At 66.1% G+C, this 16,954-nt stretch carries 15 protein-coding genes; 14 read left to right on the top strand and 1 reads right to left on the bottom strand.

Annotated features, from left to right (window positions below; genetic code table 11):
- Nucleotides 1-43 precede the first annotated feature (43 nt).
- From G6N20_RS07370 to G6N20_RS07340, 7 genes are read left to right on the top strand one after another with little or no spacing between them, the layout of a single operon-like run.
- On the top strand, nucleotides 44-1,276 hold the full coding sequence (locus G6N20_RS07370) for an inositol-3-phosphate synthase (protein WP_083046401.1): 1,233 nt from the start codon (nucleotides 44-46) through the stop codon (nucleotides 1,274-1,276).
- Complete coding sequence (locus G6N20_RS07365) at nucleotides 1,240-2,124, top strand: SCO3242 family prenyltransferase (protein ID WP_232065458.1); 885 nt, start codon at nucleotides 1,240-1,242, stop codon at nucleotides 2,122-2,124. The genes G6N20_RS07370 and G6N20_RS07365 overlap by 37 nt, the downstream gene beginning before the upstream one ends.
- Nucleotides 2,124-3,545 carry a TIM barrel protein gene (locus G6N20_RS07360; protein ID WP_083046400.1) on the top strand — a complete coding sequence of 474 codons (1,422 nt, stop codon included), beginning with the start codon at nucleotides 2,124-2,126 and terminating at the stop codon, nucleotides 3,543-3,545. Before G6N20_RS07365 ends, G6N20_RS07360 begins: the two co-directional genes overlap by 1 nt.
- The gene (locus G6N20_RS07355) at nucleotides 3,542-4,393 is read left to right on the top strand and encodes a TatD family hydrolase (protein ID WP_083046399.1); all 852 of its coding nucleotides are present in this window, start codon (nucleotides 3,542-3,544) and stop codon (nucleotides 4,391-4,393) included. The genes G6N20_RS07360 and G6N20_RS07355 overlap by 4 nt, the downstream gene beginning before the upstream one ends.
- The gene (gene eboE / locus G6N20_RS07350; protein ID WP_232065457.1) at nucleotides 4,390-5,523 is read left to right on the top strand and encodes a metabolite traffic protein EboE; all 1,134 of its coding nucleotides are present in this window, start codon (nucleotides 4,390-4,392) and stop codon (nucleotides 5,521-5,523) included. The genes G6N20_RS07355 and eboE overlap by 4 nt, the downstream gene beginning before the upstream one ends.
- Nucleotides 5,520-6,905 (top strand): nucleotide pyrophosphatase/phosphodiesterase family protein, encoded by a 1,386-nt coding sequence (locus G6N20_RS07345; protein WP_083046398.1) that lies wholly within the window; start codon nucleotides 5,520-5,522, stop codon nucleotides 6,903-6,905. Before eboE ends, G6N20_RS07345 begins: the two co-directional genes overlap by 4 nt.
- Nucleotides 6,902-8,131, top strand: a complete 1,230-nt coding sequence (locus tag G6N20_RS07340; RefSeq protein WP_083046397.1) for a cytochrome P450 — start codon at nucleotides 6,902-6,904, stop codon at nucleotides 8,129-8,131. Before G6N20_RS07345 ends, G6N20_RS07340 begins: the two co-directional genes overlap by 4 nt.
- Before the next feature lie 2 nt (nucleotides 8,132-8,133).
- On the opposite strand, the gene G6N20_RS07335 is transcribed toward G6N20_RS07340, so the two are convergent.
- Nucleotides 8,134-9,678: a DHA2 family efflux MFS transporter permease subunit gene (locus G6N20_RS07335; RefSeq protein WP_083046396.1), complete on the bottom strand. Its 1,545-nt coding sequence runs from the start codon at nucleotides 9,676-9,678 to the stop codon at nucleotides 8,134-8,136.
- Nucleotides 9,679-9,982: 304 nt separating this feature from the next.
- On the opposite strand from G6N20_RS07335, the gene G6N20_RS07330 reads away from it, so the two are divergent.
- The 7 genes from G6N20_RS07330 to der all read left to right on the top strand — a co-directional run bounded on the left by G6N20_RS07330 (nucleotide 9,983) and on the right by der (nucleotide 16,903).
- The gene (locus tag G6N20_RS07330; RefSeq protein WP_083046395.1) at nucleotides 9,983-11,440 is read left to right on the top strand and encodes a SulP family inorganic anion transporter; all 1,458 of its coding nucleotides are present in this window, start codon (nucleotides 9,983-9,985) and stop codon (nucleotides 11,438-11,440) included.
- A gap of 147 nt (nucleotides 11,441-11,587) precedes the next feature.
- Nucleotides 11,588-12,451: a ParA family protein gene (locus G6N20_RS07325; RefSeq protein WP_083046394.1), complete on the top strand. Its 864-nt coding sequence runs from the start codon at nucleotides 11,588-11,590 to the stop codon at nucleotides 12,449-12,451.
- Entirely contained in the window at nucleotides 12,448-13,338 is an 891-nt protein-coding gene (locus G6N20_RS07320) for a segregation/condensation protein A (protein WP_083046393.1), read from the top strand. Before G6N20_RS07325 ends, G6N20_RS07320 begins: the two co-directional genes overlap by 4 nt.
- Complete coding sequence (scpB, locus tag G6N20_RS07315; protein WP_083046392.1) at nucleotides 13,301-13,996, top strand: SMC-Scp complex subunit ScpB; 696 nt, start codon at nucleotides 13,301-13,303, stop codon at nucleotides 13,994-13,996. The genes G6N20_RS07320 and scpB overlap by 38 nt, the downstream gene beginning before the upstream one ends.
- Nucleotides 13,996-14,748 (top strand): pseudouridine synthase, encoded by a 753-nt coding sequence (locus G6N20_RS07310; RefSeq protein ID WP_372516395.1) that lies wholly within the window; start codon nucleotides 13,996-13,998, stop codon nucleotides 14,746-14,748. Before scpB ends, G6N20_RS07310 begins: the two co-directional genes overlap by 1 nt.
- A gap of 83 nt (nucleotides 14,749-14,831) precedes the next feature.
- On the top strand, nucleotides 14,832-15,515 hold the full coding sequence (gene cmk, locus G6N20_RS07305; RefSeq protein ID WP_083046390.1) for a (d)CMP kinase: 684 nt from the start codon (nucleotides 14,832-14,834) through the stop codon (nucleotides 15,513-15,515).
- Nucleotides 15,512-16,903: a ribosome biogenesis GTPase Der gene (gene der / locus G6N20_RS07300; RefSeq protein ID WP_083046389.1), complete on the top strand. Its 1,392-nt coding sequence runs from the start codon at nucleotides 15,512-15,514 to the stop codon at nucleotides 16,901-16,903. Before cmk ends, der begins: the two co-directional genes overlap by 4 nt.
- The last annotated feature ends 51 nt before the right edge of the window (nucleotides 16,904-16,954 follow it).

Below are 16,954 nucleotides of genomic sequence, written 5' to 3'. Positions count from 1 at the left end.
ATTCACCAGGTTTTCACGACGTTTCTGCACCAGGGAGCGCCCGATGGACCACCAGGGCACCACATCCGAGGTGCCCGCACGGCCGGAGCCGGAGAAACGTTGCGGTCTCTGGCTTACCGGTGCGCGGGGGTCGGTGGCGACCACCTCCATCGTGGGCTTGTACGCGCTCAGCGCGGGCCTGATACCGGACACCGGCTGCGTCACGGCCACCGAAGACTTTGCCGACGCCCCGCTGCCGCGGCCTTCAGATTTCGTGGTGGCCGGGCGCGACGTCTCCACCACCCCGTTGGTCAAGCGCGCGGAGACACTCGTCGAGGCGGGGCTGTTGCCGCCTCGCATAGTCGCCGCGGTGGCCGATCGACTTGCGGCCACCGACGACGAGATTGTCGGACGGTCCTGCATGGCCACGGCGGATCCGGCGACGGCTGGGGCCACCAGTCAAGCCGAACTTGTTGACCGGCTCAGCGGCGCGATGGCCTCGTTCGTCGCGCGGCATTCACTGGATGTGTTCGTCGTGATCGACGTGGCGTCCACGCAACCACCGGTGGTGGACTTACCCGAGTACCACGATCCCGATCTGCTGCTGGCGGCGCTGACCCAGAAGAACCGCATCGTGCTGCCGGCGAGCGGGCTGACCGCCCTTGCCGCGATACGCACCGGTGCCGCGTACTCCTGCTTCACCCCGTCGCCGACCCTGGGCCTGCCCGCGCTACGTAACCTGGCCGACGACGCGGGCATGCTCTACGCCGGCCAGGACGCCAAGACCGGCCAAACCCTGCTGCGAACGGTGCTGGCGCCGATGTTCGCCAGCCGCGCGATGGCCGTTCAATCGTGGTCCGGGACGAACCTGCTGGGCGGCGGCGACGGCGCCACGCTGGCCGATCCGGTTGCCGCCGCGTCCAAGCTCGCCAGCAAGCAGCGCGGCATCCGGCAGCTGCTGGGCGGGGCAGTGACCGCTCCGCTGCACATCGACTACGTGCCCGACCTCGGCGAAACCAAGGTCGCGTGGGATTACATCCATGCCACCGGATTTCTCGGTGGTCAGATCACCCTGCAAACGATCTGGTCCGCACCGGACTCCGCGCTGGCCGCGCCGCTGGTTCTCGATGTCGCGCGACTGTTGGCGATGGCTCGTGTTCGCGGCGCGCACGGTGTCGTCGGACCATTGGGTTTCTTCTTCAAGGAGCCATGGGGTGCTGCGACGCATTCACTTGCGGCGCAATACGACACGTTGCTGCGGTGGACCAAGTCGTTCTCGGCGTCGGCCGGCCGGTGAAGGTCAAGGCGTACCTCGACCTGATGAGGGCGCCCGCCGCCCTCACGGTTCTCGGTGACACCGCCGTGGGCGGTATCTGGTCGGGGCGTCCGCTGGCGGGACGGCGCCTGGCGCTGCCGCCGGCGTCGGCCCTGTTGTATTGGAGCGGCATGGTGCTCAACGACTGGGCCGACCGGGAGCGAGACGCCGTCGAGCGCCCCGAGCGGCCCATTCCGTCCGGTCAGGTGTCGCCCGGCTCGGCATTGTCGGTCGCCGCGGCCTTGGCCGCCGCGGGCGTCGTGACGGCAACCGCGGTCGCCGGGCGGCACGGATTGGCCGCCGCGAGTCGGATCATGCTGTGTGTCGCGGCCTATGACCTCGCCGCCAAGGACACCGCCGCCGGACCCTTGGTCATGTCGGGCTGCCGGTTCCTCGACGTCATGCTCGGCGCCAGCCCAAATTATCGAGCCGCGCTGGTACCGGCCTCGGTGGTCGGCCTGCACACCACCGCCGTCACCGTGTTATCCCGTTGCGAGGTAACGGGTTCCGAGCGCAGCCTGCCCGCGATCGTCGGCGCACTGGCCGGCGCGGTCGCGACCTCGGCGATGCTCGCCGGCGCGGGGTATCGCGCGGCGCCGGCGGGGGCGGTGTACCTGTGGTCGTTTGGCCCCGGCCTGTGGAAGGCGTGGCGGCAGCCCACCGCCGCGGTGATCCGTGCCGCGGTGCGCGACGGCATCGCATCCACGATCGCGGTGCAGGCGATGTTGGCCGCGCGGGCGCCACGGTCACACACCATGCTCGCGCTGTGCGGGCTGGCGATCGGCTTGCGATTGAAGGTGTCCGCGCCCAAACCCACCGAGGTGACCTGATGCACGTTGGGTACAACACCAATAGCCTAGCTGACCATCCGCTGTCAGATGCGCTCGCCTTGATCGCCGACGAGGGGTACACCGCCGTCGCGCTGACCATCGGACATCCCCATGTACGACCATTCGACTCCGATCTCGGCTCGCAGGTTAGTGCTCTGCGGGCACTGCTGGACACCCATGGCTTGCGGGTGGCCATCGAAACCGGAGCGCGCTACCTGCTGGATCCACGCAACAAGCACAAACCGTCGTTGGTCGACGTTGCCGCCGAGCCCCGCATCGAATTCCTGCGGCGCGCCATCGATATCGCCGCTGACCTGGGGGCCACCTGCGTCTCGCTCTGGTCGGGCTACGCCGGCGGTCACACCGACCCCGACACCACCCGCGATCTGCTGTTGAGCAGGCTCGCGCACCTGGTGGAATACGCCGACCGCAAGGTGGTCACCTTGGGATTCGAGCCAGAACCCGGAATGTTCGTCGAAACCGTGCACCAAGCGCGCGAGCTGTGCCGGGCGCTCGATGACCCTCCGCGGCTTGGCATCACGCTCGACGTCGGCCACTGTGTGATGACCGAGCCGGCCGGCGCGCAGACGGCGATCGCCGAACTGGGCGACAAACTGGTCAATGTACATCTCGACGACATGACGCCGCAGCGCCACGAGCACCTCGAATTCGGCGACGGCAGCGTCGACTTGGGCGCTGTAATGGATGCCTTGCACGACAGCGGGTTTGGCGGCATTGCCTCGGTGGAGCTGCCGCGTCACTCACACGACGCGCCGAATGTATTGCGCCGCAGCATGCAGGCGATCAAGCTGGCCAGGCTGCCGATCGGGGCCCGATGGTGGATCGATACGGCTATGGCCGAGATTGCTAGCAGCCCCGACAAGATTCTGGAACTCTTCCCCGGCGCGGAGCGCGGGACATCACCGGCTTCCAGTGGTGCGGCCCTGCTGGCCCGAGTGCGGCTGCTGGTTGGTCTGGTCACCGAAAGTCCCGATGCCATCGCCGGTCCGCTCATCGACAAGCTCTATCGATGGGGGGACACCGACGAACGCCTGGCCGTGCTTCGCGGATTGGAGACGTTGGCGCTGGATGACAAACTCGGCCCCGTCGTGACCACCACCGGAGTCGGGCTGGCCGAGGATGCGTTGCGGTGCAACGATCCCCGGCTGGTCACCGCCGCGCTCGGCGGATTCGGTGCCCGCTTCCTGGCCCAACATGCCTGGCGACACGGCGTGATGAAGCTCATCTTCATGGATGTCCCGTTGCGGGGCATATCCGGTTTGGTTACCCGCGTCGACGCCGAATTGGGCCGCATGGCCGCCGATTACATCAGCGAACGCCGCGCCGCCGAGCGCTCGGTGTCGGCCGATGTGGAGATGCTGCTGCGCCTGACAGCCACGGCGACGGAGGTTGCGAAGTGAGGATCTTCGACCCCCACATTCACATGACCTCGCGCACCACCGACGACTACGAGGCGATGTACGCGGCCGGTGTGCGCGCCGTGGTCGAGCCGGCCTTCTGGCTGGGCCAGCCCCGGACCAACGCCGCAACGTTCATCGACTATTTCGACAGCCTCATCGGCTGGGAGCGTTACCGAGCTTCACAGTTCGGCATCGCACACAATTGCACGATCGCGCTAAATCCCAAGGAAGCCAACGACAGCCGCTGCCGGCCGATACTCGATCATGTCCCTCGTTATCTCTCGAAGACCGGTGTCGTTGCAGTCGGTGAGATCGGCTATGACTGCATGACCGCCGAGGAAACCGAGGCCTTCGAGATACAGCTGGAAATGGCCGCCGAACGCGGGCTTCCCGCGCTTGTCCACACCCCGCACCGTGACAAGCTCAGCGGCACGCTGGCCAGCATCGATGTGGTACATCGGGTGGGAATCGACCCCGGGTTGGTGCTGCTGGACCATCTCAACGAAGTGACGATCCAGCCCGCGGTGGAAAGCGGCTGTTGGGCCGGCTTTTCGATCTATCCCGACACCAAGATGGACGAGGCACGAATGGTCGCCTTGATGCAGCGCTACGGCCTGGAACGGATCCTCGTCAACTCCGCCGCCGATTGGGGCCGGTCTGATCCGCTCAAGACCGCCAAGACCGCACGGGCAATGCTGGCGGCTTCCTTCACCGAAGACGACGTCGACCGGGTGATGTGGCGCAATCCCGTCGAGTTCTACGGACAAAGCGGGCAACTGCGGCTCATGAGCGAGGACACCGCGGGCGCCTTCGCCGGCAATACGATCCACCGCGGGGAGCGGCGATGATGCTGTCTTACTGCAGCAACGTGGTTCCCGCCCACACACTACTGGAGCTGGAGCGACAGTTGCGGTCCGTGTTCGGTCCGGCGCGCGAGCGCGCCGGCCTCGACCAACTCGGCGTCGGACTGTGGTTGCCGGCTCACACCATGGCACAACTGTCCGGCGATCCTCGAGCACGTCACCGCTTGGCCAGAGTTCTCCAGGATAGCGGCCTGGGCGTGGTCACCATGAATGCCTTTCCGTACGGAACCTTCCACGGTAGTTCGGTCAAGCACGCCGTGTACCAACCAGACTGGACCACACCGCAGCGGCTGAGCTATACCAGGCACTGCGCCGAGGTGCTCGGTGGGCTGTTGGCCGACACCGACCATGGCAGCATCTCCACGCTGCCGCTGGCCTGGGGTGATCCCTGGGATCAGGTGGCCGACGGGCAGGCGCGGGACAACCTGTGCCGGCTCTGCCACGATCTGCAACGCATCGAAGACCGCTCGGGTCACCGGGTCAGATTGGCCATCGAACCCGAACCCGGCTGCGTCATCGGGTCCTGTCACGATGCCATCGGCTGGTTGAACCGGGCCGTCCAGGCCGGTGACGTGGACCCGCGGTATGTGGGTGTGTGCCTGGATACCTGCCACCTGGCGGTGATGCACGAAGATCCGGCCGAGGTGCTGGCCGGGCTTTCCGCAGTGGGAATGGAGGTGGTAAAAATTCAGGCCTCCAACGCAATTGAGATCGAGAACCTGAGCGCCGAAGGGGTTGCCGAAGCCTTCACCGAATTCGCCAACTCCCCGTATTTGCACCAGGTCAACGGTTTCGACGCGGACGGCCGCCGGTGGTTCCGAGATGACCTCTCGTTCGAGGATCCCGCCATACCGAGGTCGGGCAGCGCGCGCGTGCACTACCACGTGCCCTTGCATACCAGTCCGCCGGCACCCCTCGGCAACACGTCACACGTGCTGACCGATGTCCTGGCGATCCTTTCTGACAGATGGCTGACCGGGTCCATCGACGTCGAAATCGAGACGTACACCTGGGAGGTGCTGCCGCGGTCGCTGCGCACCGGCAGCCTGGCCGAAGACATCGCCGCCGAGATCCGATGGCTTGACGAACTGCTCTGTGCGCGGGACCCGGTATGACGCACCGTGTTCTGCTGATCGACGTCGTCGGGTTGACCCGGCCGCTGCTACGGCACATGCCGAACCTTTCCGCGCTGGCCGCCCAAGGCGCCCTGACCCAGCTCGCCCCGGTTTTCCCGGCGGTCACCTGCCCAGTGCAGTCGTCGATGGTCACCGGCCTGATGCCCAACCAACACGGAATCGTCGGCAACGGATGGTATTTCCGCGACCTCGGCGAAGTGCTGCTGTGGCGCCAAAGCAACAAACTGGTCGCAGGGGAGAAGGTCTGGGAGACCGCAGCCGGCCGCTTCGACGGATACCGCTCGGCCAACGTCGGTTGGTGGTACGCGATGAACGCCAGCAACGACGTGATCGTCACGCCACGGCCGGTGTATCACCAAGACGGACGCAAATCGCCCGACTGCTACACGGTTCCAGCGGATCTGCATGACATCCTGACCGAAAAGCTGGGCACGTTCCCGTTGTTCCAATATTGGGGACCAACGGCCAACATCACGTCGTCGCGCTGGCTGGTGGACGCGTCAATCGAAATACTGCAGCGTTATTCGCCCACATTGCTGACCACCTATATACCGCACCTGGACTATGACTTTCAGCGCTACGGCCCGCATTCACCGCTGGCGATCACCGCGGCCACCGATGTCGACGCGGCGCTGGGCCCCTTGCTGACGTGTGCCGCCGAGCACGAGATGACGACCATCGTCGTCTCCGAATACGGGATCGCGTCAGCCGACACCCCGGTGGACATCAACCGTTTGCTCCGGCGCGAAAGTTACCTCAACGTCTACACGCAGCAGGGCCGGGAATACCTGGACCCGTGGACATCCCGGGCGTTCGCCGTCGCCGACCATCAAGTCGCCCACGTGTACGTGCGCGACGACACCGACATCGCCCGGGTCGCGAGCCTGTTGACGGGATTGCACGGCGTCGATGAGGTGCTCGACCGCAACAAGCAGCGCACCTTGGCGATCGACCACCCCAGATCGGGTGAGCTGGTCGCGATCGCCAAGCCCGGAGCCTGGTTCACCTACTATTACTGGCTCGACGACGACCGTGCCCCGGAGTTCGCCCCGTGCGTCGACATTCATCGCAAGCCCGGCTATGACCCGGCCGAGCTGCTAATGAACCCCGGTGATCGTGCGGTCAAGGTCAAAGCGGCTGCGGCCCTGGTGAAGAAGGCCGTGGGTCTGCGATACACCATGGGGGTCGTCGCGCTCAACGGCGCGTCCGTCGGTGGGACACACGGGCGACTTCCCGACTCGGAGGAGGACGCCCCGGTCGTCATCACCTCGTCACCCGAACTGCTGTCGGATGCGCCAGCGCGGATGCCGGTCACCGACGTGCGGGACTTGGTGCTGGATGCACATGCACGTAAGAGATGAGGTCGGCCATGTGTCCGAGCGTGTTTGAAGCGAACCTACCGCAGCTGACCTACGTGGACGCACCCACCCCGGAGGAGGCGCACCGGCGTATCCGGCAAGCCCGTGAGCGCGGGGCGATCGCCATGGGCCTGCTCGGTCCAGAGATCCTGAGCTACGAGTTGGTGCGCGGTGTGTTGCTCGATAGCCGCTTCGGCATGCCCAAGGGTTCCTTTCTTGCCGCGCAAGGCATTACGTCTGGGCCGTTGACGCAACGGTTCGGGAATAGCCTGCCCAGCCTAGAGGGGACCGAACACGCCCGATTACGTCGGCTGGTAGCCCAGGCGTTCACCCCACGCGCTACGGCGCGGCTGCACACCATGATGACCGAACTGATCACCTCGATCGTGGAGCCGCTGACCGCGGTAGGCAGCTGCGATGTCGTTGTCGACATCGCCCAGCGATATCCGATCCCAGTCATCTGCGCGTTGCTGGGTGCCCCCGCACGGGACTGGCGGCTCTTCTCGGGCTGGGCTGACACCATTTTCAAGATCTTCACCTGGAGCGCCGCGGGCAACGAGGACATCATCGTGAAGGCCTACGGCGAACTCGACGCCTACATCGACAACATGGTCGCCCAGCGACGCGAAAACCTCACCGACGACTTGATTTCCGAGTTGCTCCGCGCCGAGGACGACGGTGATCGACTCACCCGCGACGAGCTGTGCAAGTTGGTGGCAGTGCTTCTCACGGCCGGGACTGACACCACCCGCCATCAGCTGGCGGCCGCAGTGCAGGTGCTGTGCGACCACCCGGAACAATGGGCACTGCTGGCCGAACAGCCCGACCTGGCGCCGCAGGCGGTCGCGGAGGTCGTGCGGCACACCCCGGTTGCATTCTTCGTTGTCCGGGAGGCCTACGAGGATGTTGAGCTCGCCGGCGTGGTGATTCCGGCCGACACCAAAGTCGCCGTCAACATCGCCGCGGCCAACCGCGACCCCAGGGTGTATGACGATCCCGATCGCTTCGACATCACGCGTGCAGACCCCTCGCCGAGGCTGGCGTTCGGTACCGGCATCCACGTCTGCCTGGGTGCGCATCTGGCCAGGGCCGAACTCACGCATGCGTTGGCCGTCCTGCCACGGCGCATGCCCAACCTGCGGCGCACCGGCGCCGCGCCGTGGAAGCCGTTTACGTCACTGACAGGACCGCTCACACTGCCGGTCGAATTCGATACCGCAGCAGCGTAAGGCTACTGCGGGCCGGACGGCTTTTTCGGAAGAAACGCCACCGGGATGAACGTCAACGCCACCAGCACCACCGCCACCACGAAAACGACTGTATAGGCGCGCGAGAGGTCGTGCAGCAGGTTGACCGCGAAGTCAGGGGTGCGGGCCTGTCCCGGCATCTGCGATACGTCAACCGGCACCCCACGGCGGGCCGCGTCGGCGCGCAGGATTTCGACCTCGTGTGCCGCGGAAACGTTTGCGCTGCGGTTGAATTGACTGGTGAGGATGACCGACATCAGTGCGGTCCCGATCGAGGACGCCACCTGTTGATTGACGTTGACCAGCGTCGAACCGCGCGAGATCTGATGCGGGGCCAGGGTCTGGACCGCGGCGGCGGAAAGCGGCATCATGGTGGCGCCCATGCCCAGGCCCATGATTGTCAGCCCGGTGACCAGAGTCGGCGAGTAGTCAGCCTGTAACGCGACCCCGTAAGCGAAAATGCCCATGCCCGTGGTGATCAGGGTGATGCCGACCAACAGGATCTTGCCCGGTCCGCGTTTGTCCATCAGCGATCCGGCTACCGGCATGGTCAGCATGGCGCCGATTCCCCGGGGGACCATGCTCAACCCAGCTTGCAGCGGCGTCTGCTGCAGCAGCTGCTGGAAATAGCTCGGGAAGAGCAGCCCGGCGCCGAAAAAGGAAGTGGCGAACAGAAACATTGCCGCGTTGGCCAGCGTAATCACCCGATTCGTGAACAGCCGCAGATCGATCAGCGGATGATCGGCGCGGGAGAGCGCGTGAAAGGCGAACCCAGTGACCAACACCAGGCCGATGGCCACCGGTATCCACACCTGGCGATCGGCCGCCGTACCGCGGCCGGGGATCACTGACACGCCGTACAGGAATGTCGCCAGGCCGGGCGACAGCAGCAGCATGCCGACGAAGTCGAAGGTTTCCGACGGCGTCGAGCGGTCCTTCGGGAAGACGATCGCCGCACCGACGATCGCGATCAGACCGAACGGCAGGTTGATCCAGAAGATCCACTGCCAGCTGAAGCTGTCGATCAGCCAGCCACCGAGGACCGGTCCGAAGACCGGGCCCAGCAGCATCGGGATGCCTAGGACCGCCAGCACCCGGCCGAGCCGCTTCGGGCCCGCCTCGCGGGTCAAGATCGTAAGGACCAGCGGCATCAGCATGCCCCCGCCGAGACCCTGCGTCACCCGAAATACGATGAGCGAGGTAATATTTGGCGCTATTGCGCACAACAGCGACCCCATCGTGAAGGCCGCCAGCGAGCCCATGAAGAGTCGCTTGGTGCCGAACCGATCGGCGGCCCAGCCGGCCATCGGGATTACCGCGGCCATTGCAAGGGTGTAGCCGGTCATCGTCCAGGCGACGACGGCCTGGGTGGAGTCGAACTCGGTGATGAAGGTGCGCTGCGCGACGGTGACCACGGTGGTGTCGACGATCGCCATCATCGAACCTAGGACGCAGACGCCGGCGATCCGGAGCAGCCTCGCGTCGAGTTGATTGGAATCGTTGGGACCGGCGGTGGGCACCACAACCATCAGCCTCTGACGGGATCCACGGCCATGCCGGTCAGCATCTCATACCGTCGGCCAACGGCATACCGTGTTCATTCCCCGCGGGCCCGGCAACACAACCGCCCGGCTCATCGATCATGTGATGAGCCAGAGTTTTCAGTGCCCGCGTCGGCGGCTGCCGCTGGGCGGTGCTGCGGGCAGCATCTGGGGGTTGCGTCTTACCCGGTCCATACGGCATGTTTACAGCGGGGAGTGCCGGTAAGTCTGGTCGGCGGCTCGGCCCGCAGCGGGTCGGGTTAGGTTGCAATCGCTTGAAGGTGCTCGCCTAGTGGTCCGACGAATCGCACGAGAACTCCTGTCGGGAGTGACCGTTGCAATCGTTGCGCTGCCGCTAGCGATCGCGTTCGGCATCACCGCGACCGGAAGTTCCCAGGGCGCTCTGGTCGGGCTCTACGGCGCCATCTTCGCCGGATTCTTCGCCGCGGTGTTCGGCGGGACACCCGGCCAGGTCACCGGCCCCACCGGCCCGATCACCGTTGTCGCCGCGGCCACCATCGGTGCCCACGGGCTCGAGGCCGCCTTCGTCGCGTTCATCCTGGCCGGCGCCTTACAAATCCTGTTCGGACTTTGCCGGCTCGGTTCGCTCATCCGCTACATTCCGCACCCCGTGATCTCGGGATTCATGGGTGGCATAGCGATCATCATCATCGTCAGTCAGTCGCACCAGATGCGCAGCAGCTTCCTGCTCGTGGTGGTGACGATCGTCCTGCTGCTGGGTTCCGGCAGGCTCACCAAAGCGATCCCCCCGAGCCTGATAGTCCTGGTGCTGATCACGTCGACGTTGCCGCTGGTTGCACCGTGGCTGCGCGACCTCAGCATCGGGCCGGTCCCGATCAACCGCACGGTCGAATACATCGGGGAGATCCCGGAGGCCATGCCGTCGCTCAATGTTCCGCAGTTCAGCGGTCCACTGGTGCTGCAAGTGCTGTCGTCGGCCCTGGCCATCGCGCTGCTGGGATCCCTCGACTCGCTGCTGACGTCGCTGGTGATGGACAACATCACCGGCACCCGGCATCGCAGCAACAAGGAACTGATCGGCCAGGGGATCGGCAACATCGCCAGCGGCTTGTTCGGCGGGCTGGCCAGCGCGGGCGCGACTGTCCGGTCCGTGGTGAACAACCGAAACGGTGGGCGCACCGCGCTGTCGGCGGCCACCCACAGCGTCGTGTTGTTCGCGTTCGTCGCCGGGCTCGGCGCGGTCGTGCAATTCATCCCGCTCGCGGTGCTGTCGGGAATCCTGATACTCACCGCGGTCGGCATGTTCGACTGGAAGGCCATGCGCAAAGCTCACGTGTCGCCCAAGGGCGACGTCATCGTGCTGTTCACGACGATGGTCGTCACCGTCGTCGTCGACCTCACCGTCGCGGTGCTGATGGGAGTCACCCTCGCGCTGCTCGTCCACGCGTTGCGATCCCGGCAGCGCAAGGCCAACGTCACCCAGGACGACGACGGCACCTACTTCATCGACGGCCCCCTGTCGTTCCTGTCCGTCGACGGCGTGCTCAGGCCCCTGCGGGAGGGCCGCACCGATGTGACGCTGAACCTGCAGAACGTCAGCTACCTCGACACCTCCGGCGCCTGGGCCCTGCTGTATTTCCTGGACCACTGCCAGCGGGACGGTCACGAGGTCAGCATCGCCACGATGCCCCCACACGTCGCGGACCAACTCATCGCCCTCGCCGACGACGAGCAACGGGCAAAGCTGGAAGCCGCCCTCGAAGCCTGACCCGCCCCGCGGGTGGGCGCCGACCCGCTCCCGCGGCAAGCATCGACCGGTTCTTTGCCCGCGGATCTCCCGGCGCAGGAGGACGTTGCCGTTAGACTTTCCTGCGATGTCCACCCCGACGCCCGTCAGCAGGAGCCGAGACCGGGCATGATCGACCACCCCGACAGCGGCACCGAAATCGGCCTGACCGGCCGGCCACCGCGGTCGACCCCTGACCCCACCCCCCGCGGCTCGCACGGCCCGGCCAAGGTCGTCGCCATGTGCAACCAGAAGGGCGGCGTCGGGAAAACCACCTCGACCATCAACCTGGGCGCCGCGCTGGCCGAGTACGGCCGGCGGGTGCTGCTGGTGGACATGGACCCGCAGGGCGCCCTGTCCGCGGGCCTGGGCGTGCCGCACTACGAGCTGGACAAGACCATCCACAACGTGCTGGTGGAGTCGCGGGTGTCGATCGACGACGTGCTGATCCATACCCGGGTCAAGCACATGGATCTGGTTCCCAGCAACATCGATCTGTCCGCGGCCGAGATCCAACTGGTCAACGAGGTGGGTCGCGAGCAGACCCTGGCCCGGGCGCTGTACCCGGTGCTGGACCGCTACGACTATGTGCTGATCGACTGTCAGCCGTCGCTGGGCCTGCTCACCGTCAACGGGCTGGCCTGCGCCGATGGCGTGGTCATCCCGACCGAGTGCGAGTTCTTCTCGCTGCGCGGCCTGGCGCTGCTTACCGATACCGTTGACAAGGTGCGCGACCGGCTCAACCCGAAGCTGGACATCAGCGGAATCCTGATCACCCGCTACGACCCGCGGACCGTCAACTCGCGCGAGGTCATGGCCCGGGTCGTGGAGCGGTTCGGTGACCTAGTGTTCGACACCGTGATCACCCGCACCGTCCGCTTCCCGGAGACCAGTGTCGCCGGTGAACCCATTACCACCTGGGCCCCCAAGTCGGGAGGTGCCCTGGCCTACCGCGCGCTGGCTCGCGAGTTCATCGACCGATTCGGCGTGTGAACGCCAACGCGAGCGGTCAGGCGGCACCCCAGAACGGCTTCCAGGTTCGGCTGACCAATTTCGAGGGGCCTTTCGACCTGCTGCTGCAGCTGATCTTCGCGCACCGTCTGGACGTCACCGAGGTGGCGTTGCACCAGGTCACCGACGATTTTATCGGCTACACCAAAGCGATCGGTGCACAGCTGGAACTCGAGGAAGCCACGGCGTTCCTGGTGATCGCCGCGACCTTGCTCGATCTGAAAGCGGCCCGGCTGCTGCCCGCCGGCGAGGTCGACGACGAGGAAGATCTCGCCCTGCTGGAGGTGCGCGACCTGCTGTTTGCCCGGCTGCTGCAATATCGGGCGTTCAAGCACGTCGCGGAGATGTTCGCGGAGTTGGAGGCCACAGCGCTGCGCAGTTATCCACGCGCGGTGTCGTTGGAAGACCGGTTCGCCAGCTTGCTCCCCGAGGTGATGCTCGGCGTCGACGCCGAGCGGTTCGCCGAGATCGCCGCGGTCGCATTCACCCCGCGGCCGGCACCGACGGTGGCTACCGAACATCTGCACGAGCCGAAGATCTCGGTTGTCGAGCAGGCCAGACTTGTGTTGACGATGCTGGAAGCCAGGGGCAGCGGGCAGTGGGCCTCGTTTTCGGAACTGGTTGCCGATTGTCGGGCGCCCGTCGAGATCGTGGGGCGCTTCCTGGCGCTGCTCGAACTGTATCGGTCCCGGGCGGTAGCATTCGACCAGCCAGAGCCCCTTGGCGTGCTGCAGGTTTCGTGGACCGGGGTTCGGCCGGCCAGCACCGGCGACGATGCAGAGGGGGCAGCGCCCGCTTGCGGGGGACGAAGCGATGAGGAGGAGCCGCGCCATGAGCCCCGAATCGCCCGACGACGCGCTGGGCAGTGACATCCCGGACATCGCTGAGCCCGCGGAGCTCGATCCCGAAGAGCTTGGCCGCGTGCTGGAGGCAATGCTGTTGGTGGTGGACACCCCGGTGACGGCCGAGGCGCTGGCCGCGGCCACCGAGCAACCCGTCTACCGGGTCGCCGCGAAGCTGCGGTTGATGGCCGACGAACTCACCGCACGCGACAGCGGCATCGATCTGCGGCGCACCGGCGAGGGCTGGCGGTTGTACACCCGCTCACGGTTCGCCCCCTACGTCGAGAAGCTATTGCTGGACGGCGCGCGCACCAAGCTCACCCGCGCCGCGTTGGAAACCCTTGCGGTGGTGGCCTACCGCCAGCCGGTGACGCGTGCGCGGGTGAGCGCGGTGCGCGGTGTCAATGCGGACGCCGTGATGCGCACGCTGTTGGCGCGGGGCCTGATCACCGAGGTTGGTCCCGACCCCGATAGCGGCGCGATGACGTTCGCCACCACCGAGCTGTTTCTGGAACGCTTGGGGTTGAATTCGCTGGCCGACCTTCCCGATATCGCACCGCTGCTGCCCGATGTCGACGCGATCGAAGACCTCAGCGAATCCCTGGACCGCGAACCACGTTTCATCAGATTCTCCGGCGGCCAGTCACGCGAGCAGACGTGGGCGTTCGACGTGGACCGTGAATGATGATCGAACCCGCAGAGCCGAGAAGCATTCGCCTGCAGAAAGTGTTGTCGCAGGCCGGAATTGCCTCCCGGCGGACCGCCGAGAAGTTGATTATGGACGGGCGCGTCGAAGTGGACGGACAGGTGGTGACCGAGTTGGGCACCCGAGTAAACCCGGACGTCTCGGTGATCCGTGTCGACGGGGCCCGGGTGGTCGTCGACGACTCGCTGGTGTATCTGGCGCTGAACAAACCGCGTGGCATGTACTCGACCATGTCCGACGACCGCGGCCGGCCGTGCATCGGCGACGTGATCGAACGAAAGGTTCGGGGCACCAAGAGGTTGTTTCATGTCGGGCGGTTGGACGCTGACACCGAAGGGCTGATCTTGCTGACCAATGATGGCGAGCTGGCACACCGGTTGATGCATCCTTCTCATCAAGTGCCTAAAACGTATCTTGCGACCGTGACGGGCTCGGTGCCGCGCGGGCTAGGTAGGAAGTTGCGGGCGGGGATCGAGCTGGACGACGGACCGGTGCGTGTTGACGATTTCGCCGTGGTGGACGCGATTCCCGGCAAGACGTTGGTGCGGGTGACCCTGCACGAAGGACGCAATCGCATTGTGCGCCGGTTGCTTTCGGCCGTGGGGCTTCCGGTGGAAGCATTGGTGCGCACGGATATTGGTGCGGTGTCGTTGGGCAAGCAGCGCCCGGGCAGCGTTCGGGCGCTGCGCGCAGACGAGATTGGCAAGCTATACAAAGCGGTGGGCCTGTGAGCGGAACGAGCACAGTGAGTGACAGCAACGAGACGAACCATACGGCCCCAGCGAGTGACGGGAGTGCAGCTAGCCATCGGGGCATGAGCGGACTGGTGGTCGCGATCGACGGTCCGGCGGGAACCGGAAAATCATCTGTTTCAAGGGGATTGGCGCGCGGATTGGGTGCGCGGTTTCTGGACACCGGGGCCATGTACCGAATGGTGACACTGGCGGTGCTGCGCGCCGGAATCGACCCCTCAGACACTGAGGCGGTCGCGGAATGCGCGGCGACGGCGCAGTTGTCGGTGGGCTACGACCCGGACCAGAGCAGCTTCTACCTGGCCGGCGTAGATGTCTCGTCAGCAATCCGCGGTGACGATGTCACCCAGGCGGTTTCGGCGGTATCGGCGATACCATCGGTGCGGGCACGACTGGTCGCATTGCAGCGCGCGATGGCCGAAGGCTCGGGCAGCATCGTCGTGGAAGGCCGGGACATTGGAACCGTGGTATTTCCGGATGCACCGGTGAAAATCTTCCTGACCGCCACGGCCGAAACCCGGGCCCGACGTCGCAACGCCCAGAATGTCGCCGCGGGTCTGACCGACGACTACGACGCCGTGTTAGCCGACGTGCTCCGGCGCGATCATCTCGATTCCACCCGGACCGTGGCGCCGCTGCGCGCGGCCGCTGATGCGATCGTCGTCGACACCAGCAACATGACCGAGGCCGAGGTGATTGCCCGGCTGCAGGAGTTGGTGACGCAGCGAAGCGAGGCGCTGTCGTGAGCCTGGACGGCACCTGGACCGACGAAAGCGACTGGGAGATCGAAGCTTCCGCGGAAGCTGACACCGGGCCCGCGCCGGTGGTGGCGATCGTGGGCCGGCCCAATGTCGGCAAGTCGACACTGGTCAACCGGATACTGGGCCGCCGCGTTGCGGTGGTACAAGACGTTCCCGGCGTGACGCGCGACCGGGTCTGCTACGACGCGCTGTGGACCGGACGCCGTTTTGTGGTGCAAGACACCGGGGGATGGGAGCCGGGCGCCAAGGGCCTGCAGCAGCTGGTGGCCGAGCAGGCGTCGGTGGCCATGCGCACCGCCGATGCGGTGATCCTGGTGGTCGATGCCAGTGTCGGTGCCACCACCGCCGATGAGGCCGCGGCCGGCATCCTGTTGCGTTCGGGCAAGCCAGTCTTTTTGGCCGCCAACAAGGTTGACAGCGACAAGGGTGAATCCGACGTCGCGGCATTGTGGTCGCTGGGATTGGGTGAGCCGCATGCGATCAGCGCGATGCATGGTCGTGGCGTGGCCGACCTACTCGACCGGGTGCTCGCTGCGTTGCCCGAGGTGGGGGAGCCGGGATCGGCGGGCGGGGGCCCGCGGCGGGTGGCCCTGGTCGGCAAGCCCAACGTGGGCAAGAGTTCCCTGCTGAATAGGCTGGCGGGTGATCAGCGGTCGGTGGTACACGAGGCCGCCGGCACGACCGTCGACCCGGTGGACTCGCTGATCGAGTTGGGCGGCAAGGTCTGGCGGTTCGTCGATACCGCGGGTCTGCGTCGCAAGGTCGGCCAGGCCAGCGGGCACGAGTTCTACGCTTCGGTGCGCACCCACGCGGCCATCGCCTCGGCCGAAGTGGCCATCGTGCTGATCGACGCGTCGCAGCCGCTCACCGAGCAGGATTTGCGGGTGATATCGATGGTCATCGAGGCCGGTCGGGCGTTGGTGCTGGCCTACAACAAGTGGGATCTGGTCGACGAGGACCGGCGCGAGCTGTTGGACCGCGAGATCGACCGAGAGTTGGTGCAGGTGCGCTGGGCGCAACGGGTCAACATCTCCGCCAAGACGGGCCGGGCGGTGCGCAAGCTGGTGCCGGCGATGGAGAGTGCGCTGGCGTCGTGGGATACCAGGATCGCGACCGGCCCGTTGAACACCTGGATCACAGAGGTGGTGGCGGCCACGCCGCCGCCGGTGCGCGGCGGCAAGCAGCCCCGCATCCTGTTCGCCACCCAGGCCAGCGCGCGCCCGCCGACGTTCGTGCTGTTCACCACGGGTTTTCTGGAGGCCGGATATCGGCGGTTCCTGGAGCGACGGCTGCGCGAGACGTTCGGGTTCGAGGGTAGCCCGATTCGGATCGACATACGGGTGCGCGAAAAGCGGGCAGCCAAGCGCCGCTGAACGCGCTTCGAACGTGTAACCAGGGCGGGATTTCGGGCAATTTTCCGCCCT

It is taken from the genome of Mycobacterium shinjukuense (assembly GCF_010730055.1).
Taxonomy (GTDB): Bacteria; Actinomycetota; Actinomycetes; order Mycobacteriales; family Mycobacteriaceae; genus Mycobacterium; species Mycobacterium shinjukuense.
This window is presented reverse-complemented; position numbering and strand designations above follow the sequence as displayed.